This window comes from Streptomyces sp. NPDC018029 (assembly GCF_044327655.1).
Taxonomy (GTDB): domain Bacteria; phylum Actinomycetota; class Actinomycetes; order Streptomycetales; family Streptomycetaceae; genus Streptomyces.
In genome coordinates this window covers 539,749-565,185 of the sequence record NZ_JBIRFV010000004.1, presented here as the reverse complement: position 1 = coordinate 565,185, position 25,437 = coordinate 539,749, and the positions used below count along the sequence as shown (strand labels likewise).

The 25,437-nt window shown below is 70.5% G+C and carries 22 protein-coding genes; 9 read left to right on the top strand and 13 right to left on the bottom strand.

The features are described from left to right. Window positions 1-5: 5 nt before the first annotated feature. The 4 genes from ACH4D5_RS15505 to bldG all read right to left on the bottom strand — a co-directional run bounded on the left by ACH4D5_RS15505 (window position 6) and on the right by bldG (window position 4,426). Window positions 6-575, bottom strand: coding sequence for a small secreted protein (locus ACH4D5_RS15505; RefSeq protein WP_398302358.1), 570 nt, complete (start codon window positions 573-575; stop codon window positions 6-8). Between the two features lie 237 nt (window positions 576-812). After that, window positions 813-3,215, bottom strand: a complete 2,403-nt coding sequence (locus ACH4D5_RS15500; RefSeq protein ID WP_398302356.1) for a sodium-translocating pyrophosphatase — start codon at window positions 3,213-3,215, stop codon at window positions 813-815. 289 nt (window positions 3,216-3,504) lie between these two features. Then, window positions 3,505-3,945: an ATP-binding protein gene (locus tag ACH4D5_RS15495; RefSeq protein WP_398302354.1), complete on the bottom strand. Its 441-nt coding sequence runs from the start codon at window positions 3,943-3,945 to the stop codon at window positions 3,505-3,507. A 139-nt stretch (window positions 3,946-4,084) separates the two neighbouring features. Then, complete coding sequence (gene bldG, locus ACH4D5_RS15490; protein ID WP_362999272.1) at window positions 4,085-4,426, bottom strand: anti-sigma factor antagonist BldG; 342 nt, start codon at window positions 4,424-4,426, stop codon at window positions 4,085-4,087. Window positions 4,427-4,506: 80 nt separating this feature from the next. Between bldG and ACH4D5_RS15485 the strand changes: the two genes are divergently transcribed. Continuing rightward, window positions 4,507-6,960, top strand: a complete 2,454-nt coding sequence (locus ACH4D5_RS15485; RefSeq protein ID WP_398302352.1) for a DEAD/DEAH box helicase — start codon at window positions 4,507-4,509, stop codon at window positions 6,958-6,960. A 120-nt stretch (window positions 6,961-7,080) separates the two neighbouring features. Here ACH4D5_RS15485 and ACH4D5_RS15480 read toward each other — a convergent pair whose 3' ends face one another. The 7 genes from ACH4D5_RS15480 to ssd form a co-directional block, all read right to left on the bottom strand. Continuing rightward, the gene (locus ACH4D5_RS15480; RefSeq protein WP_398302350.1) at window positions 7,081-7,482 is read right to left on the bottom strand and encodes an Rv3654c family TadE-like protein; all 402 of its coding nucleotides are present in this window, start codon (window positions 7,480-7,482) and stop codon (window positions 7,081-7,083) included. Next, complete coding sequence (locus tag ACH4D5_RS15475) at window positions 7,479-7,895, bottom strand: TadE family type IV pilus minor pilin (RefSeq protein WP_398302348.1); 417 nt, start codon at window positions 7,893-7,895, stop codon at window positions 7,479-7,481. Before ACH4D5_RS15475 ends, ACH4D5_RS15480 begins: the two co-directional genes overlap by 4 nt. Further along, entirely contained in the window at window positions 7,882-8,019 is a 138-nt protein-coding gene (locus ACH4D5_RS15470; protein ID WP_355810965.1) for a DUF4244 domain-containing protein, read from the bottom strand. The genes ACH4D5_RS15475 and ACH4D5_RS15470 overlap by 14 nt, the downstream gene beginning before the upstream one ends. Window positions 8,020-8,226: 207 nt before the next feature. Continuing rightward, window positions 8,227-9,009 carry a type II secretion system F family protein gene (locus tag ACH4D5_RS15465; protein WP_398302346.1) on the bottom strand — a complete coding sequence of 261 codons (783 nt, stop codon included), beginning with the start codon at window positions 9,007-9,009 and terminating at the stop codon, window positions 8,227-8,229. Next, window positions 9,006-9,887: a type II secretion system F family protein gene (locus ACH4D5_RS15460; RefSeq protein ID WP_398302636.1), complete on the bottom strand. Its 882-nt coding sequence runs from the start codon at window positions 9,885-9,887 to the stop codon at window positions 9,006-9,008. The genes ACH4D5_RS15465 and ACH4D5_RS15460 overlap by 4 nt, the downstream gene beginning before the upstream one ends. A gap of 8 nt (window positions 9,888-9,895) precedes the next feature. Further along, window positions 9,896-11,071, bottom strand: a complete 1,176-nt coding sequence (locus ACH4D5_RS15455) for a TadA family conjugal transfer-associated ATPase (RefSeq protein ID WP_398302344.1) — start codon at window positions 11,069-11,071, stop codon at window positions 9,896-9,898. Further along, a complete protein-coding gene (gene ssd, locus ACH4D5_RS15450) occupies window positions 11,068-12,198 on the bottom strand; it encodes a septum site-determining protein Ssd (protein WP_398302342.1) in 1,131 nt (376 codons plus the stop codon). Before ssd ends, ACH4D5_RS15455 begins: the two co-directional genes overlap by 4 nt. A 517-nt stretch (window positions 12,199-12,715) precedes the next feature. Between ssd and ACH4D5_RS15445 the strand changes: the two genes are divergently transcribed. Next, window positions 12,716-13,540, top strand: coding sequence for an HAD family hydrolase (locus ACH4D5_RS15445; RefSeq protein ID WP_398302340.1), 825 nt, complete (start codon window positions 12,716-12,718; stop codon window positions 13,538-13,540). A 401-nt stretch (window positions 13,541-13,941) separates the two neighbouring features. Here ACH4D5_RS15445 and ACH4D5_RS15440 read toward each other — a convergent pair whose 3' ends face one another. Then, window positions 13,942-14,757, bottom strand: a complete 816-nt coding sequence (locus ACH4D5_RS15440; protein WP_398302338.1) for an oxidoreductase — start codon at window positions 14,755-14,757, stop codon at window positions 13,942-13,944. A gap of 101 nt (window positions 14,758-14,858) precedes the next feature. Between ACH4D5_RS15440 and ACH4D5_RS15435 the strand changes: the two genes are divergently transcribed. Then, window positions 14,859-15,857 (top strand): ATP-binding protein, encoded by a 999-nt coding sequence (locus ACH4D5_RS15435; RefSeq protein ID WP_398302336.1) that lies wholly within the window; start codon window positions 14,859-14,861, stop codon window positions 15,855-15,857. Between the two features lie 110 nt (window positions 15,858-15,967). On the opposite strand, the gene ACH4D5_RS15430 is transcribed toward ACH4D5_RS15435, so the two are convergent. After that, window positions 15,968-17,239, bottom strand: a complete 1,272-nt coding sequence (locus ACH4D5_RS15430) for a hypothetical protein (protein WP_398302333.1) — start codon at window positions 17,237-17,239, stop codon at window positions 15,968-15,970. 297 nt (window positions 17,240-17,536) lie between these two features. On the opposite strand from ACH4D5_RS15430, the gene ACH4D5_RS15425 reads away from it, so the two are divergent. The 6 genes from ACH4D5_RS15425 (at window position 17,537) to ACH4D5_RS15400 (ending at window position 25,436) form a co-directional block, all read left to right on the top strand. Further along, window positions 17,537-19,900, top strand: coding sequence for a bifunctional SulP family inorganic anion transporter/carbonic anhydrase (locus tag ACH4D5_RS15425; protein ID WP_398302331.1), 2,364 nt, complete (start codon window positions 17,537-17,539; stop codon window positions 19,898-19,900). 137 nt (window positions 19,901-20,037) lie between these two features. Continuing rightward, entirely contained in the window at window positions 20,038-22,011 is a 1,974-nt protein-coding gene (acs, locus tag ACH4D5_RS15420) for an acetate--CoA ligase (protein WP_398302329.1), read from the top strand. A 220-nt stretch (window positions 22,012-22,231) separates the two neighbouring features. Then, a complete protein-coding gene (nhaA, locus tag ACH4D5_RS15415; protein WP_398302327.1) occupies window positions 22,232-23,638 on the top strand; it encodes a Na+/H+ antiporter NhaA in 1,407 nt (468 codons plus the stop codon). Between the two features lie 52 nt (window positions 23,639-23,690). Further along, a complete protein-coding gene (locus ACH4D5_RS15410; RefSeq protein WP_398302325.1) occupies window positions 23,691-24,188 on the top strand; it encodes a phage holin family protein in 498 nt (165 codons plus the stop codon). After that, window positions 24,185-25,126: an alpha/beta fold hydrolase gene (locus ACH4D5_RS15405; RefSeq protein WP_398302323.1), complete on the top strand. Its 942-nt coding sequence runs from the start codon at window positions 24,185-24,187 to the stop codon at window positions 25,124-25,126. The genes ACH4D5_RS15410 and ACH4D5_RS15405 overlap by 4 nt, the downstream gene beginning before the upstream one ends. A gap of 118 nt (window positions 25,127-25,244) precedes the next feature. Next, window positions 25,245-25,436 carry a hypothetical protein gene (locus ACH4D5_RS15400; protein WP_398302321.1) on the top strand — a complete coding sequence of 64 codons (192 nt, stop codon included), beginning with the start codon at window positions 25,245-25,247 and terminating at the stop codon, window positions 25,434-25,436. Window position 25,437 lies beyond the last annotated feature (1 nt).

The window sequence follows — 25,437 nt, the reverse complement described above, 5'->3', positions numbered from 1 at the left end:
AGGGGTCAGTTCTTGGCGGAGGGCGTGGCGGACGCGCTCTTGCAGCTGTCCTGCTTGCCCATCGCCTTGCCGACCTCCCCCTCCTGCAGCTTCTCCAGCGCTTCGTTGCCGCTCTTGCTCAGCTTGTCCAGCTCTCCTGCGACGTCCTTGAGGCCGTCCGCGAAGTCCGCCTGGTTCTTGGTGTCCAAGCCGTCGACCTGCTTCTTGAGGTCTCCGTACGACTTGGAGATGGCGTTGAGCTCCTTGACGGCGTCGTCCGTCTTCTTCTTGCCGTCGTCGACCGGCGGCGCGCCCGCGTCCTTCACGGCGCTGCCCATCGACTTGTAGGCGTCGGACATGTCCTTGAAGGCCTTGGAGTCGGTCTTCTGGACGTCGGCCGGCGAGCTGTTGTCGGAGGTCTCCTTCTGGATCGCGGCGTTGGCGTCCGCGATCTTCTTCGACTCCGGCTGCACGGAGTCGCAGACCTTCTTGGCCCAGTCGTCCAGCTCCTTGTTGCCGTCGTCGCTGCTGCACCCTGACAAAGCGAGTACCAGTACCGCACCGCCGGACAGTGCGGCTGCAAGCTTCTTGTTCACCGGATTGGTCCCTTCCGTGGCTCTCGGCCCCGGAACTTACACGCCAACTGGGCGACATCCGCATGTCGGGGGCCCGGCCTCACCGCTATTGCAGCCATTTGCACCAAGCGGGGGAACGGTACGGAGGGCCGCGAGAGAAGACTCACGGGTCTCACGGGTCTCGTGGGTCGCCCCGCACACGCCGACGGGCGGACGGCGCATCAGAAAGCGCCGCCCGCCCGCGTGTTGCCGAGTGGGTTACGAGACCACGGCCGGGTCGGCCGACTTGGCCACGCGTCCCGAGTTGCCCTCGTCCCCGACGGCGATACCGCGCCGCTTGGAGACGTAGACCGCGCCGATGATGACCACGATGGAGAGCGCCGCGATCAGCACCCGCATCCCGACGCTGGCGTCGTCCCCGTAGCTGAACTTGACGACCGCCGGCGCGATGAGCAGCGCCACGAGGTTCATCACCTTCAGCAGGGGGTTGATCGCCGGGCCCGCGGTGTCCTTGAACGGGTCGCCCACGGTGTCGCCGATGACGACCGCGGCGTGGGCCTCGCTGCCCTTGCCGCCGTGATGGCCGTCCTCGACGAGCTTCTTGGCGTTGTCCCAGGCACCACCGGAGTTGGCGAGGAAGACCGCCATCAGGGTGCCCGTGCCGATCGCGCCCGCGAGGAACGAGCCGAGCGCGCCGACACCGAGCGAGAAGCCGACCGCGATCGGGGTGAGCACGGCGAGCAGACCCGGCGTGGCCAGCTCGCGCAGCGCGTCCTTGGTGCAGATGTCGACGACGCGCCCGTATTCGGGTTCCTCGGTGTAGTCCATGATCCCGGGGTGCTCGCGGAACTGCCGCCGCACCTCGTAGACCACGGCTCCCGCCGACCGCGACACCGCGTTGATCGCGAGCCCCGAGAAGAGGAAGACGACCGCGGCGCCGAGGATCAGGCCCACCAGGTTGTTGGGCTGTGAGATGTCCATCACGAGGTTCATCGGGGCGCCGTCGCCGAGTTTCTCGCCGACGTCCTTGGCCGCTTCCGCGATGGCGTCGCGGTAGGAGCCGAAGAGCGCCGAGGCCGCGAGGACCGCGGTCGCGATGGCGATGCCCTTGGTGATGGCCTTGGTGGTGTTGCCGACGGCGTCCAGGTCGGTGAGGACCTGCGCGCCCGCGCCCTCGACGTCGCCGGACATCTCGGCGATGCCCTGCGCGTTGTCGGAGACGGGACCGAAGGTGTCCATGGCGACGATGACGCCGACCGTGGTGAGCAGTCCCGTACCGGCGAGCGCGACCGCGAAGAGGGCGAGCATGATCGACGTACCGCCGAGCAGGAACGCCCCGTACACGCCGAGCCCGATCAGCAGCGCGGTGTAGACGGCCGATTCCAGACCGATGGAGATACCGGCGAGGACGACGGTGGCAGGACCGGTGAGCGAGGTCTTGCCGATGTCCTGCACGGGCCGCCGGCTGGTCTCGGTGAAGTAGCCGGTGAGCTGCTGGATCAGTGCGGCCATCACGATGCCGATGGCGACGGCGACGAGCGCGAGGACGCGTGGATCGCCGTCGTGGCCCTTGATGGCCGCGTCCGTGACGCCGTCGAGGTCCGCGTAGGTGGACGGCAGGTAGACGAAGACCGCCGCGGCCACGAGCACGAGCGAGATGACGGCGGAGATGAAGAAGCCGCGGTTGATGGCGGTCATTCCGCTGCGGTCGGAGCGCCGGGGCGCCACCGCGAAGATGCCGATCATCGCCGTCACGACACCGATGGCCGGGACGAGCAGCGGGAAGGCGAGGCCGGAGTCGCCGAACGCCACCTTGCCGAGGATCAGCGCGGCGACGAGCGTCACGGCGTAGGACTCGAAGAGGTCGGCGGCCATACCGGCGCAGTCGCCGACGTTGTCGCCCACGTTGTCGGCGATGGTCGCGGCATTGCGCGGATCGTCCTCCGGAATGCCTTGCTCGACCTTGCCGACCAGGTCGGCGCCGACGTCGGCGGCCTTGGTGAAGATGCCGCCGCCGACGCGCATGAACATCGCGATCAGGGCGGCGCCGAGGCCGAAACCTTCGAGCACCTTCGGCGCGTCGGCCGCGTAGACGAGCACCACACAGGAGGCGCCCAGCAGACCGAGCCCCACCGTGAACATGCCGACTACGCCGCCCGTGCGGAAAGCGATCTTCATGGCCTTGTGCGATACGGCGGTGAGATCCTTTTCAGGCTCGCCTTCTGCCGGAGTGGCCTCTCGGGCGGCGGCTGCCACACGAACATTGCTGCGCACGGCGAGCCACATACCGATATAGCCGGTGGTCGCCGAGAACGCCGCTCCGACCAAGAAGAAGATCGATCGGCCGGCGCGCTGATTCCAGTCGTCCGCGGGCAGCAGCATGAGCAGGAAGAACACCACGACGGCGAATACGCCGAGAGTGCGCAGCTGGCGTCCCAGATAGGCATTCGCGCCCACCTGGATCGCCTTCGCGATCTTCTTCATGCTGTCGGTGCCCTCGCCGGCCGCGAGTACTTGTCGTACGAGCACACCCGCGACGACGAGAGCCGCGACCGCGACGGCCGCGATGACCATCACGATGAGGCGGTTGTCGTCGGTCAGGACTGCGGCTGCGAAGGTTGAGGGGTGGTCAAACTGATGAGGGGTAGAAAGCCCCGCCATTCGTCCTCCTTGACGCTTGGGCTGAGCTCAAGATGTGGACGGATTGTAGGGAGCGGAACCTGATCAAAACAGAGCGCCACAAACGGAATTGACCTGAGATTGCTTCTCAGCAAATGATCGGGCTCGAAGATTGGCCCCGAAAGCGGTAATGCCTCAAAACCGTTGACTCGGGAGATGCGGAGCGCCGATCTTGTGAAATTAGATCTTGCGCCATTAAATGATCAAAATAAAAGGCCCTGTTCACCGTGGTGGTGACAGGGCCTACAAGGTCCGCTGGGCGGCGGGCGCGTCAGGGCAGGATCGTCGGCAGCGCCGTGGGCCACCTCATGCGGATGAGGCCGCCGGACTCGCCGGACGTGACCTCCACGTCGTCCACGAGGCCGCTGATGACCGCGAGGCCCATCTCGTCCTCGCCCTCGGGCTCCGTGTCGTCGCCGTCGCCGAGCCCCGCACCGGGCGCCCGGCCGCCGGGCGCCGCACGCGGCGCCTCGTCCCCGACCTCGATGGAGAACTGCTTCTCGTCCTCGATCAGCGCCACCCGCACCGGCGCGTCCACCCCGCTGCTCTGATGGAGCCCGACGGCACGCGTGCAGGCCTCGCCGACCGCGAGCCTGACCTCGTCGAGGACGGCCTCGTCCACCCCGGCCCTGCGCGCCACCGCGGCCGCCACGAGGCGGGCGGTCCTGACGTGTTCGGGCAGCGCGCTGAAGCGGAGTTCAACGGTGGCCATGCATCCCCCTCGACAGACGCGCGTGCTGTCAGAGGGCCGGGCCCGCAGGCCCGGTCCCCTGCTGTACTGCCGTCCCGGACCCAAGGGCCCGGGACGTCTCACTTCCGGTCGGCCGAAGCCACTCGGCCGAGGCCACCACTCAGTCGGTGGCCTGGACCGCTTCCTCGACCGAGGTGTGAATCGGGAACACCTTGGTCAGGCCGGTGATGCGGAAGATCTTCAAAATGCGCTCCTGGTTGCAGACCAGGCGCAGCGAGCCCTCATGGGCACGCACCCGCTTCAGGCCGCCGACCAGCACGCCGAGACCGGTGGAGTCGAGGAAGTCCACGCCCTCCATGTCGACGACAAGATGGAAACTGCCGTCGTTCACCAGCTCGACCAGCTGCTCGCGCAGCTTGGGCGCGGTATATACATCGATTTCGCCACCGACCTCGACGACCGTACGATCGCCGACGGTACGGGTCGACAGGGACAGGTCCACGGATCCTCCAGCACCTTGCTATCGAGCGGTCATCCCTCGGGACACCTCGGCAGAGCCCCCAGGACGGATCGCCAGCCGCGATGGCATTCAATCACTTACAGGCACGCATGCACGACGCCTTCGGACCATTGTCCATCCCGCCAGTGACACACTCGATGCCGATGGCCAAAATTTCTCCTCCCGGAGGACCCGCTGCGGGCGCCCCGGCACGCACGTCCCCGCGGACCGTTCTGGACCGGCTCACCGCGGGGCCGAGCCGTGCATCGCGCGTCACTCATACGGAGCACCTGCCCCCACGTGCGGCCCGGTATGCAGTCTGGCCCGACCGCATCCGGCCCGAGGTCATATCCGCGGTCCAGGCCGCGGGCATCGAGCACCCCTGGGCCCACCAGGCACAGGCCGCCGAGCACGCCCTGGACGGCGAGTCCGTGGTCGTCGCCACCGGCACCGCGTCCGGCAAGTCCCTGGCCTACCTCACACCCGTCCTCTCCGCCCTCCTCGACGGCTCCGAAGCGCCCAACGGCCGCGGCACCACCGCCCTGTACCTGGCCCCCACCAAGGCGCTCGCCGCCGACCAGCGCCGGGCCGTCCGCGAGCTGGCCGCCCCGCTCGGCAACGCGGTGCGCCCCGCCGTGTACGACGGCGACACCCCCTTCGAAGAACGCGAATGGGTACGTCAGTACGCCAATTACGTCCTGACCAACCCCGACATGCTGCACCGCGGGATCCTCCCCTCCCACCCCCGCTGGTCCTCCTTCCTGCGCTCCCTGCGCTACGTCGTCATCGACGAGTGCCACACCTACCGCGGCGTCTTCGGCTCGCACGTCGCCCAGGTCCTGCGCCGCCTCCGCCGCCTCTGCGCCCGCTACGGCTCCGAGCCCGTCTTCCTCCTCGCCTCCGCCACCTCCGCCGACCCCGCGGCGTCCGCGGAGCGCCTCACCGGCGTGCCGGTGCGGGAGGTCGCCGACGACGCCTCACCCCGCGGCGACCTCGTCTTCGCCCTCTGGGAACCGCCACTCACCGATCTGCACGGCGAGAAGGGCGCCCCGGTGCGCCGCACCGCCACCGCCGAGACAGCGGACCTGCTCACCGACCTCACCGTCCAGGGCGTCCGCTCCGTCGCCTTCGTACGCTCCCGGCGCGGCGCCGAACTCATCTCGGTCATCGCCCAGGAACGCCTCGCCGAGGTCGACCGCTCCCTCGTCCGCCGCGTGGCCGCCTATCGCGGCGGTTACCTCCCCGAGGAGCGCCGCGCCCTGGAGCGCGCCCTGCACTCCGGCGAACTCCTCGGCCTCGCCGCCACCACCGCGCTCGAACTCGGCGTCGACGTCTCCGGCCTGGACGCCGTCGTCATCGCCGGCTATCCGGGCACCCGGGCCTCCCTCTGGCAGCAGGCCGGGCGCGCCGGACGGTCGGGGCAGGGCGCGCTGGCCGTGCTCGTCGCCCGGGACGACCCGCTGGACACGTATCTCGTCCACCACCCCGAGGCGTTGTTCCAGCAGCCCGTGGAGTCCACGGTCCTCGACCCCGACAACCCGTACGTCCTCGCGCCCCACCTCTGCGCCGCCGCCTCCGAACTCCCGCTGGTCGACGACGACCTGGCGCTCTTCGGCCCCACCGCCGAGGAACTCCTCCCACAGCTCGAAGCCGCGAAGCTGCTCCGGCGCCGGACCAAGGCCTGGCACTGGACCCGCCGCGAGCGGGCCGCCGACCTCACCGACATCCGCGGCGAGGGCGGCAAGCCCGTCCAGATCGTCGAAGAGGGCACGGGCCGGCTCCTCGGCACCGTCGACGCGTCCGCCTCGCACACCACCGTGCACGAGGGTGCCGTCCACCTCCACCAAGGGCGTACGTATCTCGTCCGCCACCTCGACCTGGAGGACTCGGTGGCCCTGGTCGAGGAGGCCTCGCCGCCCTACTCCACGACCGCTCGCGACACGACGGCGATCTCCATCCTGGAGACGGACACCGAGGTTCCCTGGGGTGCCGGGCGGCTCTGCTACGGCTCCGTCGAAGTCACCAACCAAGTCGTCTCCTTCCTGCGTCGCAGAGTCCTCACCGGCGAGGTGCTCGGCGAGACCAAACTGGAACTCCCTCCTCGTACGCTCCGTACGCGGGCGGTCTGGTGGACCGTCACCGAGGACCAACTGGACGCCGCCCGCATCAATCCCGAGATCCTCGGCGGCGCCCTGCACGCCGCCGAGCACGCGTCCATCGGCATGCTGCCGCTGTTCGCCACGTGTGACCGATGGGACATCGGTGGCGTCTCCGTCCCGCTGCACCCGGACACGCTCCTTCCCACGGTGTTCGTGTACGACGGCCACCCCGGCGGGGCGGGCTTCGCCGAGCGGGCCTTCCACACGGCGCGGGAGTGGCTGACGGCCACGCGGCAGGCGATCGCCTCCTGCGAGTGCGAGGCGGGCTGCCCTTCGTGCATCCAGTCCCCCAAGTGCGGCAACGGCAACGACCCTCTACACAAGCGGGGCGCGGTGCGGTTGCTTTCGGTTTTGTTGCGGGATGCGGGGGAGGGCTAGGGCGGTGCGCCTTGTTGGGGCGGGGGATCACCGCCCTTGCTCCTACCTGGCAGCTGCGTCGCGGGGCAAACGGGTGGGTGGGTGGGAAACATCCGCCGCGAAGCGGCGGTCTCGGTGCTCCTACCCCGACGGGGCGGGGCCGGACCCGTGGAAGTACGGCGGAGGGGGCGTTGAGGCCGGGCCCGCCCGGGACCTGACCGTCGCGGAGAAGGGACCCGCCGAAGAGGACGCCGTGACCTCGGAGATCTCACCCCGCACCACGCACCGCACAACCCGCGCCCCCTGCGCCTCAGCCACCCGGACGGCCCCCGCGCACGCCCCGGCGGAGCCCGCCGCCCACCGGTCCGCCGCAGCGAGCGCCGCCAGGTCCGCCGCGCCACCCGCCCGGTGCCGGACCGCCACGACCTGCGCCATGGCGAGCACGGCGCCGCAGATCACGCCGAGTACGGCCATCACGACGACCACCCACACGGTGGCGGCCCCTCGGTCCCGGCCCGCTCCGCGCCACCTCCCGGACTTCATGCGCCCACCCCCACTGTCTCCTCCGCCAACGCCGCCGCCTCGGAGCGCAGACGCAGGCCCAGACCCAGCACCTGCGGGCCCGGCGCGTCCGCCACCACCTCGACCCGCACCAGGTCGCCCTCGCGTCGCACGGACACGCTCGCCCCGCGCGGCGCCGCCTGCCGTGCCGCCGCGGTGACGGCGCCGTCAGGGTCCTGTCGGGCGGCGGCGCGGGCTCCGGCCCGGGCGGCGTCCACGCACTGGATGTGCGCGGACGCGGCCAGCAGAGTCCAGATCAGCGCCATGGTGAACAGCACCAGCGTCGGCAGCACCACTGCCGCCTCCGCCGTCACGAATCCCTGGTCCCTGAAGCGCCCTTGGCCCCCGACGAAGCGCACGCCCCGCCTGGCCTTCCCGGCATCAGAACGGAACATCGAGCGCCTTCTCCACGACCGCCTGCAGCGCCGCTTTGACCTGCCCGCTCGTCACCACCTTATAGAGCAAACCGGCGAAGCCCACCGCCGCGATCAGCCCCATCGCGTACTCGGACGTGACCATCCCTGCGTCCGTGCCCAGCCGTCGTCCACGTCCACCCCGCCGGTTTGTCGATGTCCGCCCTTGCCTCAGTCGTCCCAGCATCACCAAGCTCCTCACCTATCGCGCCAGTTGTCGGCCATCAGTTGTTTGTTCTCAGTGGGCGGTAATCGTTTTGTTGTCAGCAGGTCGGCACCCGGCGTCAGCCGTCGTGCGCCTCGCCCCAAGCCCTCAGCCCGCGCCCAGCAGCCCCTCCGCCAGTCCGATCACCACCGGCAGCACTCCGATCGCCACAAAGGCCGGCAAGAAGCACAGGCCCACCGGGGCCGTCATCAGGACCGCTGCTCGTCGCGCTCCGGCCGTCGCCAGCCGGGCCCGCTCCGCCCTGACGTCCGCGGCCAGGCGGGCCACCGGGTCCGCTGCCGGCGCCCCGGACTCGCCCGCCCGCTCCAGGAGTCGGGCCAGTGGAGCGGCGCCGGGTATGGCACCCAAGTGCCGCCAGGCATCCGCTGGTTCGCCGCCCAGCCTCACTTCCGCCGCGCCGCGTGCCAGTCGCGCGCCGACCGGGCCCTGGAGGGATTCCCCCACCGCCTGGGCGGCCGATACCGGGCTTGCTCCCGCCGCGACGCAGGCCGCCAGGAGGTCGGCTGCCAGGGGGAGTTGTCGTGCTGATTCCGGTGGCGGCGAGGGTGTGCCGTCCGGCGTTTGTGTGGATGCTCGTTTCCGTTGGGTGTGTCGCCGGACGGCGTAGGCGACGGCTGCTCCGGCCAGCAGGCCCGGCCATCCGCCCACCAGGGCGTAGGCAGCGCTCGCCGTGCCTGCCAGGAGGAGCAACTCCCGGCTCCGGGGTGATCGTGGCGTTCGGCGCGGTGCAGGTGGTTTCTGTATGTTCAAGGCCTTTGCCGCTCGGCGCCGATGTGTTCTCTCGCGTCGCGCGGCCAGTGCTGTCAGCGCGAGCCAGAGCACGGCCGCGATTTCCCACACGGTCACCCCCAGCCTGTGGAAAACGTTCATCGGCCCTCCGCCCCTCGTACGATGCGCAGCGCCCACCAGACCCCGGCGCACTCCAGCGCTCCGCCCGCCGCCAGACACGCCAGCCCCGGCCCCGTGTGGAGCAGCACCCGCAGCGGCTCCGCCCCGAGTGCGCTGCCCATCAGCAGGCCCAGCACCGGCAGACCGGCGAGCATCACGGCTGTCGATCGGGCGCCCGCCAACTGGGCTCGCAGATCGGATCGTTGGTCCCGCTCGGCGCGCAGTGCGCCCTCCAGCCGCTCCAGTCCGGCGGCGAGGCCCGCGCCGCGGTCCACCGCCACCCGCCAGCACGCCGCGAGCCCCAGGAGCCCCTCGGCGCCCGGTTCTTGGGCCGCCTGCCGCAAGGCCCCCGGCACATCTCCGCCGAACCGCGCCGCGGCCAGCACCGCGCTCCGGGCGGCACCGGATCCCACGCCTGCGCCGGATCCCACGCCTGCGTCGGATCCCACGCCTGCGTCGGATTCGTCCAGGGCCAGTCGCAGGGACTCCCCTGGCTGCCGTCCGGCCCGCACCTCGCCCGCGATTTCTCCGCACAGCGCGATCACTGCCTCGGCCCGGCGTTCCCGCGCGCGGCCCGTGTCCCGGGCGCGCCGCACGCGTGCCGCGACCGGAACCCCTGCCGCGCCCACGATCAGCGGCAGCACGGACTCCCCCAGCAGCGAGACCACCGCCCCGGCCACCAGACACCACCACTCGTGACCCATTCGGCCGCGCCCTGCCGCGACCATGCGACGCCAGGGCCGGGCCGGGGGAGGGTGTGACGCCTCGCTCGCGAACATCGCTCGTGAGCGTCGGGTCTCGTGGTTCCGCCAGCCGATCAGCCAGGCCGCGCCTCCCGCGCAGAGGGCGGATGCCCACATCGAGGCGTTCATCGGGCTTCGTCCCAAGTCGTGGTAGTGAGCAGGGTGTTCAGTCGCTGCCAGCCCCGCTCGCGGGTGAAGGCCGTCTCGCTCCAGCGCAGTGCCGGCACGGTTTCCACCAGGCCGGAGTCCGCCCGCTCCAGCACATGCACCTCGGCGATCCGGCGGCGGCCTGCCCGGTCCCGTACGAGATGGATCACCACCGACAGCGCGGCCGCCAACTGGCTGTGCAGGGCTGCTCTGTCGAGTCCCGCCGCCGTCCCCAGGGCCTCCAGGCGGGCGGGGACGTCCGAGGCGGCGTTGGCGTGGACCGTGCCGCAGCCGCCCTCGTGTCCCGTGTTCAGCGCGGCCAGCAGGTGCACCACCTCCGGGCCACGCACCTCGCCGACGACCAGCCGGTCCGGGCGCATGCGCAGCGCCTGACGCACCAGGTCGTCGAGGCCGACGAGGCCCGCTCCTTCCTGGTTCGCCGGCCTGGACTCCAGGCGGACCACGTGGGGATGCTCGGGCTTCAACTCGGCCGAGTCCTCCGCGAGCACGATCCGCTCCTTGGCGCCCACCAGGCCGAGCAGCGCGCTCAGCAGGGTCGTCTTGCCGCTGCCCGTGCCCCCGCTGATCAGGAAGGACAGCCGGGCGTCGAGCAGGGCCCGCAGGATGCGGTCGCCGCCGGGCGGGACCGTGCCCGCGGTGACCAGTTCCGTGAGGGTGAAGGCCTTGGGGCGCACGACCCGCAGGGAGAGGCAGGTCGAGCCGACCGCCACCGGTGGCAGGACGGCGTGCAGCCGGGTGCCGTCCGGCAGACGGGCGTCCACCCAGGGCCGCGCGTCGTCGAGGCGTCGCCCCGCCACGGCCGCGAGGCGCTGGGCGAGCCGCCGCACTGCGGCCGCGTCCCGGAACGTGACTCCCGTGAGCTCCAGGCCGCCGCCCCGGTCCACCCAGACCCGGTCGGGCGCGGAGACCAGCACATCGGTCACCGAGGCGTCCGCGAGCAGCGGCTCCAGGGGGCCGGCCCCGACCAGCTCCGACCGCAACTGCTCCGCGGCGCCGAGGATTTCCGTGTCACCGAGGACCCTGCCCTGGGCCCGCAGCGCTTCGGCGACCCTCGCAGGGGTCGGCTCGGTGCCGCTCTCCGCGAGCCACTGCCGCACCCCGTCCAGCATCCGGGCCCCGACCACCGCGCTCATACGCCCCCTCCCGCGGCGTCGACCGGCAGCTGCTCCCACAAGGCCGTGCAGAACCGCGCCAGCGGCCCGCGCGCGGCTCCCCCGGGCGGCTTCCCGGCTGCCAGCGACGCCGCGAGCCCGGCCTCCCAGGGCACTTCCCCGGCCAGTGGCAGTCCGAGCAGCCGCGCGACCTCCTCAGAGTCGAGCCCACCGGCCACTCCGAGGCCCGCACCCGGTGCGACCACCACCCGCAGATCCCGCAGCACCGCTCCCGCGGCCGACGCCACCCGGCGCGCCCCCGCCACCGCGCGCAGTTCGGGCGGCACCACCAGGAGCCCGAGATCCACCTGCGCCAGCGCCTCCGCGGCCGTCTCGTCGACTCTGCGGGGCAGGTCCACGACCACCGTGCCGCCGCGCCTGCGGGAGGCCGCGACGACCGCTCGCACGGCCTCCGGGGCGATCGTGACCGCCTCGCCCCGGTCCCAGCTCAGGACCCGCAGCGCATGCAGCTCCGGAAGCGACTCCTCCAGCGCGCCGCCGCCGACCCTGCCCCGCGAGGCGGCGAAGGCCGGCCACCGCAGTCCTTCGGCGCCCTCACCGCCGAGGAGCACGTCGAGTCCGCCGCCCAGTGGGTCCGCGTCGACGAGCATCGTGCGCCGCCCCGCACGCGCCGCCGTGACCGCGAGGGCGCAGGCCAGTGTGGACGCCCCGGCGCCACCGCGGCCGCCGATGACTCCGATGGTCAGCGCGGACCGCCCCACGCCCTCGGCCACGTCGGCGATGCGGTCCACGAGCCACTGCTCTCCGTCGGGCAGCATCAGCACCCGGTCGGCGCCGATCTCCACCGCCCGCCGCCAGACGTCCGGGTCGTCCTGGTCCCGCCCGACCAGCACCACGCCCCGCCGTCGCACGGCTCCCCGCATCCGGTCCGCGGCGTCGTCCCCGACCAGGACGAGCGGGGCCGCGTCCCAGCCCTCCCCGCACCCGGGGCCGCCGTGATGCACCTCTGGCAGCGCTCCCGCCGCGGCGCACAGCCGCAGCAGGTCGTCCAGCAGCTCCACGTCCTCCGTGACGATCAGTGGCCCGCCCTGCCGTCCGTCGGCCGGCGCGGATCCGTCACGCGCACTGACTCCACCCACGATCCCCATCCCCCTTCGCCGCAAGCCTGTGAATGCAGCGCCCCGCGAGCGCGAAGAACCGGGCAGGCAATCCGGCCATGAACTTCGCGAGCGGAACGAGCGGAATCAGCGTGCGGCCCGGCGGGAAATGGTGTGGATCTTGGTCAATAACTGTGGACAAGGCGATGGCTGTGAATATCCCGGTCACCCATACCAGTGACATCACACCGCCTTCACAAGACTTCCGCAGCGCAGCGCTACGACTACCGTCAGTGACGGATCTTGTGCGTCGCGAAAGCCGGTCGAGGCGGCGAAGAGGACGGCTCAAGGGCCGAAAGAGGATCAACGGAGGGTTCAAAAACCCATCCGGACATGCGACGACCCCCGCCGGGGGGGAGAGCGGGGGTCGTCCCCACGGTCCGACTCGGGGGGGGAGGAGCCAGACCGGGTTAGCACGGTCGCGAACGATCCGTGACTTCCATGGTGTACCCGAGAGCCTTCTCAGGCAAACCCACGCGCCTCAGCTTACGCCGAATGGTGGGCGCCTATGCTCGGCCTCGTGGAAAACCACTCCTTGCCTCGCACCGCCGCGTTCTTTGACCTGGACAAGACGGTCATTGCGAAGTCGAGCACGCTCACGTTCAGCAAGTCCTTCTACCAAGGCGGCCTGATCAACCGCAGAGCGGTGCTGCGCACCGCGTACGCGCAGTTCGTCTTCCTGGCCGGCGGCGCCGACCACGACCAGATGGAGCGGATGCGCGAATACCTGTCCGCGCTGTGCCGCGGTTGGAACGTGCAGCAGGTCAAGGAGATCGTCGCCGAGACCCTGCACGACCTGATCGACCCGATCATCTACGACGAGGCCGCGTCCCTCATCGAGGAGCACCACGCCGCGGGCCGCGACGTCGTCATCGTCTCCACGTCCGGCGCGGAGGTCGTCGAGCCGATCGGCGAGCTCCTGGGCGCGGACCGGGTGGTGGCGACCCGCATGGTGGTCGGGGACGACGGCTGCTTCACGGGTGAGGTGGAGTACTACGCGTACGGCCCCACCAAGGCGGAGGCCATCAAGGAGCTCGCGCAGTCGGAGGGGTACGACCTCGACCGCTGCTACGCCTACAGCGACTCGGCGACCGATCTGCCGATGCTGCAGGCCGTCGGGCATCCCTTCGCGGTCAATCCGGACCGCGCACTGCGCCGGGAGGCCCTCACGCGCGCGTGGCCGATTCTCGACTTCCACCGGCCCGTCCGCCTGAAGCAGCGCCTGCCCGCGCCGCCGCGCCCCGCCCTCGTCGCAGCGGCGGCGGTCGGTGCCGCCGCGGCCACGGCGGGCCTCGTCTGGCTCGCAAGCCGACGCCGCCCGGCCGCGAGCTGAACGCCGGACCGGACAGGCTGGACGCCGGGCCACGCAAGCCGAACGCCGCGCAAACAGGTCGAATGCATATGCCTGTTTCACTCCTGTTTGAACCTAAAAGTAAAGAAGTGCGGCCACCACTTCCGCTTACCCCAGGACAGGAGTACAAAGGAGTCAACGGCCCGCGAGACCAAGGACATCCGAGAGGATCACCTTTTAACGCAGTAAAGGCCCCACGGACCGAAGCATGAACACCGGGCACCCACGCGACGTCGACCCGTCGATTACGGGCCAGCCGCACCAGGTGACGGGCAATGTTCCCGACCTGATGGGCAACACTTCGAGGACGCTTGGTAACCCGGTGGACATGCCAGCGGCGGTATGGATTCCGTACCGCCGCAACCCTTTGTGCCGCGCCGCTCCTATGCGGCGCCGCGCTGCAGCGCCTCGCACACCGCCGCCGACTCCCTGACGCCGAGTTCGACCGCCTTGCCGCAGTGGGCGATCCAGGCCGCCATGCCCTCCGGCGTACCGGACGCGTAGCCGTCGAGGGCCGCCAAATAGGCCGCCCTGCCCAATTCCGCGCCCCCTGCCTCGGCCGGGCAGATCGCCTTCGGGTCGAGGCCGCTGCCCACCAGGACGATGCGTTCGGCGGCCCGCGCCACCAAGCCGTTGTGCGAGCCGAAGGGACGCAGGCTGAGAAGTTCCCCGTGGACCACAGCAGCCGTCACGAGAGCCGGCGCCGCGCTGCCCGCGATGATCAGCTGGGAGAGCCCTTCTAGGCGGCCCGCCACCTCGTCCGCGTCCGGCAGGGGCAGCTCGACCAGCGGTTCGTCGACGGGCTCGCCCGCCAGCCTCGGCCGACCCGCGCCCTCGGTGGAGTCCGCGGCGGCGACCAGGTGCAGACGTGCCAGGACCCGCAGCGGCGACTGCCGCCAGATGGACAGGAGTTGACCGGCCTCGGCGGTCAGCCGCAGGGCCGCGCCCACCGTCCGCGCCTCGCCGTCGCCGCTGAAGTCGGTACGCCGCCGGACTTCTTCGAGCGCCCACTCGGCGCCGGCGAGCGCGGCGGAGCCGCGGGCGCCGCGCAGTGCCGCCTCGGAGGTGATCTCGTTGCTGCGGCGCCGCATGATCCGGTGCCCGTAGACCCGGTCCACGGCCTTGCGCACGGAGTCCACGGAGTCGGCCACGCCGGGCAGTGCGCCCAGGGCCGCGATCGGATCGGCTGTCGTACTCATGAGTACGACACTACGTACTTCCGGGCCCCCCGCCACGAAGGAGTGGTCTTCTTCACGCGGATCGAGCACCCCCAGTGCGCGAGCCGCTACGCTACGTGGTTATGAAAATCGCTTTCGTAGGGAAGGGCGGCAGCGGAAAGACCACGCTGTCCTCGCTCTTCATCCGCCACCTCGCCGGCACCGGCGCGCCCGTCATCGCGGTGGACGCCGACATCAACCAGCACCTGGGCCCCGCACTGGGTCTCGACGAGACGGTCGCCGCCGAGCTGCCCGCCCTGGGCGCGCGCCTGCCCCTGATCAAGGACTATCTGCGGGGCTCCAACCCGCGGATCACCTCGGCGGACACCATGATCAAGACGACGCCTCCCGGTGAGGGCTCCCGGCTCCTCCGGGTGCGCGAGGACAACCCCGTCTACGACGCGTGCGCGCGGCCCGTGGAACTGGACGACGCCACCGTGCGTTTGATGGTCACCGGGCCGTTCACCGAAGCCGATCTCGGTGTCGCCTGCTACCACTCCAAGACGGGAGCGGTGGAGCTCTGCCTGAACCACCTGGTGGACGGCCGCGACGAGTACGCGGTCGTGGACATGACCGCAGGCTCGGACTCCTTCGCCTCCGGCATGTTCACGCGCTTCGACATGACGTTCCTGGTGGCGGAGCCGACGAGGAAGGGAGTCTCCGTCTATCGCCAGTACAAGGAGTACGCACGGGACTTCGGCGTCAGCCTCGCCGTCGTCGGCAACAAGGTGCAGGGCCAGGACGACGTCGACTTCCTGCGCGAGCAGGTCGGTGACGACCTCCTGGTGACCGTCGGGCACTCGGACTGGGTGCGCGCCATGGAGAAGGGTCACCCGCCGCGCTTCGAGCTCCTGGAGGAGGAGAACCGCCGTTCCCTGCAGGCGCTCCAGGGCGCCGTCGACGCCTCGTACGACCGGCGCGACTGGGAGCGGTACACCCGCCAGATGGTCCACTTCCACCTGAAGAACGCGCAGAGTTGGGGCAACGAGCGCACGGGGGCCGACCTGGCTGCCCAGGTCGACCCCGACTTCGTGCTGCGTGAGCGCATGACCGCCACAGCTGATCCCGTCGCCACGGCCTGACCGCGTCGCCACGGCCTGGTTGAATCGGCACAGCCTGATCGAGTCGGCACAGCCTGATCGAGTCGGCACGGCCCGACCGAGTCGACGGGACCCGACCGGGCCGGCGGGGCCTACCGCTTGATCGCCGGAGCGCCCGGTACCCCCTTCGGCGCCGGCGCGGGCTGGGCGGAGAGGAACGCCGCCCAGCCTTCCTTCGGCTCCTTGCCGACCCGCAGCCCGGCCAGCCTCTTCAGCGTCTTCGGGTCCTGCGCGTCGAGCCAGTCCGCGAGCTGGCGGAAGGAGACACAGCGCACGTCGCGCTTGGTGCAGACCGCCTCGATGGTCTCCTCGATGGCGCGCATGTACGTGCCGCCGTTCCAGGACTCGAAGTGGTTGCCGATGATCAGGGGCGCGCGGTTGCCGCGGTAGGCGCGGTCGAAGCCCTGGAGCAGGCCGTCACGCATCTGGTCGCCCCAGTACTCGTGCTTGTCCGGGTCCCCCTGTGACGTCGAACCGGACTGGTTCACCATGAAGTTGTAGTCCATGGTGAGCGTCTCGAACTTGCGGCCCGGGACCGGGACGAGCTGCATCGACAGGTCCCACAGCCCCTCCTTCTTCTTGGGCCAGACCTGGTCGTTCACACCGCTCGTGTCATAGCGGAACCCCAGCTCCCCGGCGGCCCGCATGAAGTTCTTGCGGCCTTCGAGGCAGGGGGTGCGGGCGCCGATCAGCTCCTTGTCGTAGTCGAAGGGCAGGGGCGGCGCCTTCTTGATGCCCGTGTTGGTCTTCCAGGCCTTCACGAAGGACTTGGCCTGCCTGATCTCGCTCTTCCAGTCCGCGACGGACCACTCGCCCACCCCGCGTCCGCTGCCGCAGAAGTGGCCGTTGAAGTGCGTGCCGATCTCGTTGCCCTCGAGCCAGGCGCCGCGGAGCTGCTCCACGGTGTCCTTGATCCCGGCGCGGTCATTGAAGCCGATGTCCGAACTGCCGGCCATGTGCTGCGGCGGTTTGTAGAGCCTGCGCTTCTCCTCGGGGAGCATGTACACGCCGCTGAGGAAGTAGGTCATCGTCGCGTTGTTCCGCTTGGCCACCTTGCGGAAGTGGGAGAACAGCTTCTGGCTGTCCTCGCCCGCCCCGTCCCACGAGAAGACCACGAACTGCGGTGGCTTCTGGCCCGGCTTGAGGCGGGTGGGTCTCGGCAGGTTCGGCTGTTTGCCGGTGAACGCGGTCGACCCGTCACCGATCATGCGGACGGCGCTCTTGGGCGCCGGAGCACCGGCCGCCTTCTTCGCGCCGTGAGCGCCCTCCTTCGAGCCGGTGCTTCCGTCGGCACAGCCGGCCAGTGCGGCTCCACACGCCACCAGGGCGGTGAGGCTCGCGGTGATCCTCCGGGTGGTGGCCATGTTCCGCCCACCTACTTTCCGTACAAGTCGGGACATATCACACCGAAGTTCGCACGGAGTTCGATAAGCGATCATTCGACAAGCCGATTACATTTTTTATTCACTCATCAGGGTGACTAATTGCCCCATTTGCCACGAAAGTCCTCCCAGATCCTTTACTCTGGATTACGGTTCGTTTACCGAGAGTTGAGAAATCCCGCCGCTGTTACGCCGTGACCCACGGCCGCGATCTGCCCTCCGGAGACCTCCGGAGGACCCCTTGTCCGCGACCGCGCTGCCCCGGAGGAGACGGGAAACATGTCTGCCTGCGTCCCCACTCGCACCACCGACTCGGCTCACACGCCCCGCGACCACGAGCCCCACGCCCCGCCGCCCCACAAGAGATTCCGCATCGCGGGGGCCGACCTCTCCGCGTCGATCGCCGTCTTCCTGATCGCGCTGCCGCTGTCCCTCGGCATCGCCCTCGCCACCGGGGCACCGCTCCAGGCCGGCCTCGTCGCCGCGGCCGTCGGCGGCATCTTCGTCGGAGCGCTCGGCGGCTCACCGCTCCAGGTCAGCGGCCCCGCCGCCGGACTCACCGTGGTCACCGCCGACCTCATCCACCAGTACGGCTGGCGCACCACCTGCGCCATCACCGTCCTCGCCGGCCTCTGCCAACTCGGCCTCGGCTGCCTGCGCGTGGCCCGCACGGCCCTCGCCGTCAGCCCCGCCGTCGTCCACGGCATGCTGGCCGGCATCGGCGTCACCATCGCCGTCGCCCAGCTGCACATCGTGCTCGGCGGCACCCCGCAGAGCGTCGTCCTCGACAACCTCCGGGCGCTGCCCGCCCAGCTCGCCGACCTGCATCCGGCCGCCCTGACGATCAGCGTCCTGACGCTGGCGATCCTGCTGCTCTGGCCACGGATCCCCGGACGGGCCGGCCGCATCGCCCGCGTCCTGCCCGCGGCCCTCGTCGCCGTCGCCGCCGCGACCGCCGTCTCCTCGCTCGCCGGGCTCCGCGTCGACAAGGTGGAGCTGCCGTCCTGGCGCAGTCACGCGCTCGTCGGGCTGCCGGAAGGGCCCGCGCTGGGGCTCGTCGCCGCCGTGCTCACCATCACGCTGGTGTGCAGCGTGCAGTCACTGCTCGGCGCCGTCGCCGTCGACAAGGTCGTCGCGAGCCAGTCCGAGCTGCACCCGGGCGTGCGCCGCTCCGACCTCGACCGCGAACTGCTCGGCCAGGGCTCGGCGAACATCGTGTCCGGAGCGCTCGGCGGCCTCCCCGTCGCCGGAGTCGCGGTGCGCAGCATGGCCAATGTGCGCGCGGGCGCCGTCAGCAGGAACTCCACGATGCTGCACGGCATTTGGGTAGTGGTGGCCTCGCTCCTCCTGGTTCCCGTCCTGGAGCTGATCCCCCTCGCCGCCCTCGCCGCCCTCGTCATGGCCGTCGGCATCCAGATGGTCAGCCTGAACCACATCCGGACCATCACCCGCCACCGCGAAATCGTCGTCTATGCCGTCACCACCCTCGGCGTGGTCTTCCTCGGCGTCCTCGAAGGCGTGGCACTCGGCGTCGCCGTCGCCGTGGCCGTCTCGCTGCACCGGCTCGCCCGCACCCGCATCACCCACTGCGAGGACGAGACCGGCGTCCACCGCCTGCGGGTGCGCGGCCAGTTGACGTTCCTCGCGGTGCCGCGGCTCAGCAAGGCGCTGCACCTCGTGCCGCAGGGGTCGGACGTCATCGTGGAGCTGGACGGCTCCTTCATGGACCACGCCGCGTACGAATCGCTCCAGTGCTGGCAGGACTCGCACACCGCGCACGGCGGCAGCGTCGAGATCACCGGCCGCTCCGGGGCCCGCATCGCCGAGCCCGCCAGCTCCTCCTCCCACTCCTGCTGCAGGCCCTGGGCCCCGTGGCGCAACCACCACTGCGACCGGCCGCAGGAGGAGCGGAAGGACGGGCGGACGGTGCGGCGGCCCAGCGGGCACCAACTGGCCAGCGGCATCAGCGCCTTCCAGCGGAACACCGCGCCTCATGTGCGCGGCGAGCTCGCCAGGCTCGCGCGCGAGGGCCAGCAGCCCGCACAGCTCTTCCTGACCTGCGCGGACTCCCGGGTCGTCACCTCGATGATCACGTCGAGCGGCCCCGGCGACCTCTTCGTCGTCCGCAATGTGGGCAACCTGGTGCCGTTGCCGGGTGCCGAGAGTGGGGACGACTCGGTGGGCGCCGCCATCGAGTACGCGGTCGACGTGCTCCAGGTCCGGTCCATCACCGTGTGCGGCCACTCGGGTTGCGGTGCCATGCAGGCGCTGCTCAGCGCCCCGCCCGGGGGCGCCCAGACGCCGCTGAAGCGGTGGCTGCGGCACGGCCTGCCGAGCGTGGAGCGGATGGGTGCGCAGGACAGGGCGTGGGCGCGCCTCGCCGGAAGAGCGCCCGCCGACGCGGTGGAGCAGCTCTGTCTCACCAATGTGGTGCAGCAGTTGGAGCACTTGAAGGCGCATGAGTCGGTGGCGCGCCGACTTGCCGAAGGTGATCTTGAGCTGCACGGTATGTACTTCCACGTCGGTGAGGCGCAGGCCTATCTGCTGACGGAGGGCACCGGTCTGGAGCCGCTCCCCGACGAGGTCTTCGATCAGGTGTCCCCCACGGCGCAGGACGAAGCCGAGCGGACCCCTTCCGGGTAGCCGGAGGTCAGATCGAGTAAACCAGGTAAAGGTCTAAACCAATTTTCGGCAGACCCTTGTCACCACGGGATGTGTCTGATGAGCTGTGGCTTCGGACACAACGGTCGCCCCCGGCAAAGCAGCGCAAGGGAGATGTCGTGAGCAATGAAAGCCTGGCCAACCTCTTGAAGGAGGAGCGTCGCTTCGCGCCGCCGGCGGAGCTGGCAGCCTCCGCGAACGTCACGGCGGATGCGTACGAGCAGGCCAAGGCTGACCGGCTCGGCTTCTGGGCCGAGCAGGCCCGCCGGCTGACCTGGGCCACGGAGCCGACCGAGACGCTCGACTGGTCGAACCCCCCGTTCGCCAAGTGGTTCGCCGACGGAAAGCTCAACGTCGCGTACAACTGCGTGGACCGCCACGTCGAGGCGGGAAACGGCGACCGTGTCGCGATCCACTTCGAGGGTGAGCCCGGCGACAGCCGGGCCATCACCTACGCCGAGCTCAAGGACGAGGTCAGCCGCGCGGCCAACGCCCTGACCGAGCTGGGCGTCCAGAAGGGCGACCGCGTCGCCGTCTATCTGCCGATGATCCCCGAGGCGGTCGTCGCGATGCTGGCCTGCGCCCGCATCGGCGCCGCCCACTCGGTGGTCTTCGGCGGCTTCTCCTCCGACGCGATCGCCAAGCGCATCGAGGACGCCGACGCGAAGGTCGTCATCACCGCCGACGGCGGGTACCGCCGGGGCAAGCCCTCGGCGCTCAAGCCCGCCGTGGACGAGGCCGTCAGCCGCGTCGACGGCGTGCGCCACGTCCTGGTGGTGCGCCGCACCGGCCAGTCCCTCGAAGAGGCGGGCAGCACCTGGACCGAGGGCCGCGACGTGTGGTGGCACGAGATCACGGAGCGGCAGTCCACCGAGCACACCCCCGAGGCCTTCGACGCGGAGCACCCGCTCTTCATCCTCTACACCTCGGGCACCACCGGGAAGCCGAAGGGCATCCTGCACACCTCCGGCGGCTATCTCACGCAGGCGGCCTACACCCACCACGCCGTCTTCGACCTCAAGCCGGAGACCGACGTCTACTGGTGCACGGCCGACATCGGCTGGGTCACCGGCCACTCGTACATCACGTACGGCCCGCTGGCGAACGGCGCGACCCAGGTGATGTACGAGGGCACCCCCGACACCCCGCACCAGGGCCGCTTCTGGGAGATCGTCCAGAAGTACAAGGTCACCATCCTGTACACGGCGCCCACGGCGATCCGCACGTTCATGAAGTGGGGCGACGACATCCCCGCGAAGTTCGACCTCAGCAGCCTGCGGGTGCTCGGGTCGGTCGGCGAGCCGATCAACCCCGAGGCGTGGATGTGGTACCGAAAGAACATCGGCGCCGACAAGTGCCCCATCGTGGACACCTGGTGGCAGACCGAGACCGGCGCGATGATGATCTCGCCGCTGCCGGGCGTGACCGAGACCAAGCCGGGCAGCGCCCAGCGCGCCCTGCCGGGCATCTCCGCCACCGTCGTCGACGACGAGGCGAATGAGGTGCCGGACGGCGGCGGTGGCTATCTCGTCCTGACCGAGCCGTGGCCGTCGATGCTGCGCACCATCTGGGGCGACGACCAGCGGTTCATCGACACGTACTGGTCGCGTTTCGAGGGCAGGTACTTCGCCGGTGACGGCGCGAAGAAGGACGACGACGGCGACATCTGGCTGCTCGGCCGGGTGGACGACGTGATGCTCGTCTCCGGGCACAACATCTCCACCACCGAGGTCGAGTCGGCGCTCGTCTCGCACCCGGCGGTCGCCGAGGCGGCGGTCGTGGGCGCGGCGGACGAGACGACGGGCCAGGCCATCGTGGCGTTCGTGATCCTGCGGGGCACGGCGAGCGCCGAGGACGAGGGGCTCGTGGCGGACCTGCGCAACCACGTGGGCGCCACGCTCGGCCCGATCGCCAAGCCGAAGCGGGTCCTCCCGGTGGCCGAGCTGCCGAAGACCCGGTCCGGCAAGATCATGCGCCGTCTCCTTCGGGACGTCGCGGAGAACCGCGAGCTCGGTGACGTCACGACGCTCACCGACTCGTCCGTGATGGACCTGATCCAGACGAAGCTGCCGGCCGCGCCCAGCGAGGACTAGGCCGTAGCCGTACGACGAGAAGGGCACCCGGCGCCAGGCGCGCCGGGTGCCCCTTTTGCACTTAGGGTGAAGATCACTGGATTCGTCCGGGCGTACGTTAGGTAAGCTAAGGATCGCGTCAACATCGCGACAAGATGACGCGACGAGAAGTACCAAGGTGCGCCGGGAAGTCTGGTCGGCATGTGCTCAGCCCTGCCTACCCGACCGGAGGTCGACTCACGTGTCCGCGCCCATACGCAACACCGACAGCCAGCGCAAGGTCCTCGGACGCCTCTCGCTCCCTGAGCGGAACTTCGTCGCGAACGCGCTGCGCGCCGAGACCGTCGGTGGCGTGCTCCTGCTCGTCGCGGCCGTCACCGCCCTGATCTGGGCCAACACGGCCGGCGGCTCCTACGACTCGGTACGCGGCTTCCACCTCGGCCCCGCCTCGCTCGGGCTCGACCTCTCCATCCAGCACTGGGCGGCCGACGGCCTGCTCGCCGTCTTCTTCTTCGTGGCCGGCATCGAACTCAAGCGCGAGCTGGTCGCGGGCGACCTGCGCGACCCGAGGGCGGCGGCGCTGCCCGTCGTCGCGGCGCTCTGCGGCATGGCCGTGCCCGCGCTCGTCTACGTCCTCACCAACACCGTCGGCGGCGGTTCCCTGGACGGCTGGGCCGTCCCGACGGCGACCGACATCGCCTTCGCGCTCGCGGTCCTCGCGGTCATCGGCACCTCGCTGCCGTCCGCGCTGCGCGCCTTCCTGCTCACCCTCGCCGTCGTCGACGACCTCTTCGCGATCCTGATCATCGCGGTCTTCTTCACCAGCGACCTCAACTTCGCGGCGCTCGGCGGCGCCGTCCTCGGCCTCGCCGTCTTCTGGCTGCTGCTCAGGAAGCGGGTGCGCGGCTGGTACATCTACGTTCCGCTGGCGCTCGCCATCTGGGGCCTGATGTACAACAGCGGCATCCACGCCACCATCGCGGGCGTCGCCATGGGCCTCATGCTGCGCTGCCACAAGGAGGACGCGAGCGAGGAGCACTCCCCCGGCGAGCACATCGAACATCTCGTACGTCCCCTCTCCGCGGGCCTGGCCGTGCCGCTGTTCGCCCTGTTCAGCGCCGGGGTGGTCGTCTCGGGCGGCGCGCTCGGCGATGTGTTCACCAAGCCGGAGACGCTCGGTGTGGTGCTCGGCCTGGTGATCGGCAAGGCGGTCGGCATCTTCGGCGGCACGTGGCTCGCGGCACGCTTCACCAAGGCCGAGCTGAACGACGACCTGGCCTGGCCCGACGTCTTCGCGGTCGCCTCGCTGGCAGGCATCGGCTTCACCGTCTCGCTGCTGATCGGCGAACTCGCCTTCACCGCGGACCCGCTGCTCACCGACGAGATCAAGGCGGCCGTCCTGAGCGGCTCCCTCATCGCGGCCGTGCTCTCCGGGATCCTCCTGAAGGTCCGCAACGCCAAGTACCGCAAGCTGTGGGAGGACGAGGAGCGCGACGAGGACCTCAGCGGTGTCCCCGACATCTACGAGATGGACGATCCGGAGTACCACCTCCGGATGGCCGCCATCTACGAGAAGAAGGCCGCGGAGCATCGAAGGCTTGCCGAAGTCTCGGGTGGGGAACGCGAGGATGGCAACGGTCCGGCATGATCTGAGCAGACATATCTCAGAAGAGATCAGAAGAGAAAAAGGGGAGAACGCGATGAGCTCACCCGACGGTCCTGTCGGCGCCGAGCGCAGCCTCGGCCAGCTGGTCGCCACGGCGACCGGTGAGATGTCCGCGCTGGTGCACGACGAGATCGCACTGGCCAAGGCCCAGCTGCGTCAGGACGTCAAGCGCGGCGCGATCGGCGGCGGCGCGTTCGCCGCGGCCGGCACGGTCCTCATCTTCTCGCTGCCGATGCTGAGCTTCGCGCTCGCGTACGGCATCCGTACCTGGAGCGGCTGGAACCTCGCCGTCTGCTTCCTGCTGTCCTTCGCCGCCAATGTGCTGGTGGCCGGGCTGCTCGCGCTGATCGGCGTCGTCTTCGCGAAGAAGGCCAAGAAGGGCAAGGGCCCGCAGAAGGTCGCCGCTTCGGCCAAAGAGACGGCTGCCGTACTGGGGAACGTCAAGCCGCACCCCCGTGCGGTGAGCCCCGCGGGTACGGTCGACGTCCGAGTCGGTGAGACGGGGGCCACTGTGGCACGCTCGTCCTCATGACGGACCCTGCCACCCCATCGGCCCAATCCTCCGCCTCGGTCGTACGCATCGAGGGCCCCTGGTCCCACCGGGACGTGGCCGCCAACGGCGCGCGCTTCCACATCGCCGAGCTGGGCGACGGGCCGCTGGTCCTGCTGCTGCACGGCTTTCCGCAGTTCTGGTGGACGTGGCGGCACCAGATGGTGGCGCTCGCCGACGCGGGCTTCCGGGCCGTCGCGATGGACCTGCGGGGGGTGGGCGGCAGCGACCGCACGCCCCGCGGCTACGACCCGGCGAACCTCGCGCTCGACATCACCGGCGTCGTGCGCTCCCTCGGCGAGCCGGACGCGGCGCTCGTCGGGCACGACCTCGGCGGGTATCTGGCGTGGACGGCGGCCGTGATGCGGCCCAAGCTGGTGCGCCGCCTCGCCGTCTCCTCGATGCCGCATCCGCGGCGCTGGCGTTCGGCGATGCTGTCGGACCGCAAGCAGACCGCCGCCGCCTCGTACGTGTGGGGTTTCCAGCGGCCGTGGGTGCCGGAGCGTCAGCTCGTCGCCGACGACGGGGCCCTGGTGGGCCGTCTGGTGCGGGACTGGTCGGGGCCGCGGCTGCCGGACGACGACGCGATCGAGACGTACCGGCGCGCCGTGTGCATCCCCTCGACGGCGCACTGCTCGATCGAGCCGTACCGCTGGATGGTGCGGTCGATGGCGCGGCCGGACGGAATCCAGTTCAACCGGCGCATGAAGCGCCCGGTGCGGGTGCCGACGCTGCATCTGCACGGTTCGCTCGACCCCGTGATGCGAACGAGAAGCGCGGCAGGCTCCGGCGAATACGTCGAAGCCCCGTACCGCTGGCGCCTGTTCGACGGCCTCGGACACTTCCCGCACGAGGAGGATCCCGGGGCGTTCTCCACGGAGCTGGTGAACTGGTTGAAGGATCCCGAGCCCGATCGGTGAAACAGTGCGGGTGTTCGCGGCGAACACTTGTCCTACGAACGCCAATTGCCCGGCGCATAGGCCAATTGGGGCGCCTGCGCGCGGTTACCGACCTTGGGGCGCGGGCACACGTCGGGGTATGGGCTGGACGCACGACTACAGTGACGTAGCACGCAATCGCCGCTCGGCCGCAGCGCTGAACAGCCACGAGAGGGGCGGGCCGCAGCAGGACCCGGGCCACCACGGCCCCACTCAGGCGATGGGCATTCCCCGCATCCTCCGCAGGAGGGCCCGCTGGGTCTCCGCGCGGCTTCGGCACACGCGCGACTGAC

Coding starts and splice junctions, on each gene's coding strand:
- ACH4D5_RS15460 (WP_398302636.1), bottom strand. CDS start 9,887: ATGTGGGCATCCGCCCTCTGCGCGGGAGGCGCGGCCTGGCTGATCGGC.
- ACH4D5_RS15445 (WP_398302340.1), top strand. CDS start 12,716: ATGCTCGGCCTCGTGGAAAACCACTCCTTGCCTCGCACCGCCGCGTTC.
- ACH4D5_RS15465 (WP_398302346.1), bottom strand. CDS start 9,009: ATGAACGTTTTCCACAGGCTGGGGGTGACCGTGTGGGAAATCGCGGCC.
- ACH4D5_RS15440 (WP_398302338.1), bottom strand. CDS start 14,757: ATGAGTACGACAGCCGATCCGATCGCGGCCCTGGGCGCACTGCCCGGC.
- ACH4D5_RS15500 (WP_398302356.1), bottom strand. CDS start 3,215: ATGGCGGGGCTTTCTACCCCTCATCAGTTTGACCACCCCTCAACCTTC.
- ACH4D5_RS15485 (WP_398302352.1), top strand. CDS start 4,507: ATGGCATTCAATCACTTACAGGCACGCATGCACGACGCCTTCGGACCA.
- ACH4D5_RS15470 (WP_355810965.1), bottom strand. CDS start 8,019: ATGGTCACGTCCGAGTACGCGATGGGGCTGATCGCGGCGGTGGGCTTC.
- ACH4D5_RS15455 (WP_398302344.1), bottom strand. CDS start 11,071: ATGAGCGCGGTGGTCGGGGCCCGGATGCTGGACGGGGTGCGGCAGTGG.
- ACH4D5_RS15405 (WP_398302323.1), top strand. CDS start 24,185: ATGACGGACCCTGCCACCCCATCGGCCCAATCCTCCGCCTCGGTCGTA.
- ssd (WP_398302342.1), bottom strand. CDS start 12,198: ATGGGGATCGTGGGTGGAGTCAGTGCGCGTGACGGATCCGCGCCGGCC.
- ACH4D5_RS15425 (WP_398302331.1), top strand. CDS start 17,537: ATGTCTGCCTGCGTCCCCACTCGCACCACCGACTCGGCTCACACGCCC.
- ACH4D5_RS15410 (WP_398302325.1), top strand. CDS start 23,691: ATGAGCTCACCCGACGGTCCTGTCGGCGCCGAGCGCAGCCTCGGCCAG.
- ACH4D5_RS15400 (WP_398302321.1), top strand. CDS start 25,245: ATGGGCTGGACGCACGACTACAGTGACGTAGCACGCAATCGCCGCTCG.
- ACH4D5_RS15435 (WP_398302336.1), top strand. CDS start 14,859: ATGAAAATCGCTTTCGTAGGGAAGGGCGGCAGCGGAAAGACCACGCTG.
- ACH4D5_RS15495 (WP_398302354.1), bottom strand. CDS start 3,945: ATGGCCACCGTTGAACTCCGCTTCAGCGCGCTGCCCGAACACGTCAGG.
- ACH4D5_RS15475 (WP_398302348.1), bottom strand. CDS start 7,895: ATGTTCCGTTCTGATGCCGGGAAGGCCAGGCGGGGCGTGCGCTTCGTC.
- ACH4D5_RS15480 (WP_398302350.1), bottom strand. CDS start 7,482: ATGAAGTCCGGGAGGTGGCGCGGAGCGGGCCGGGACCGAGGGGCCGCC.
- ACH4D5_RS15430 (WP_398302333.1), bottom strand. CDS start 17,239: ATGGCCACCACCCGGAGGATCACCGCGAGCCTCACCGCCCTGGTGGCG.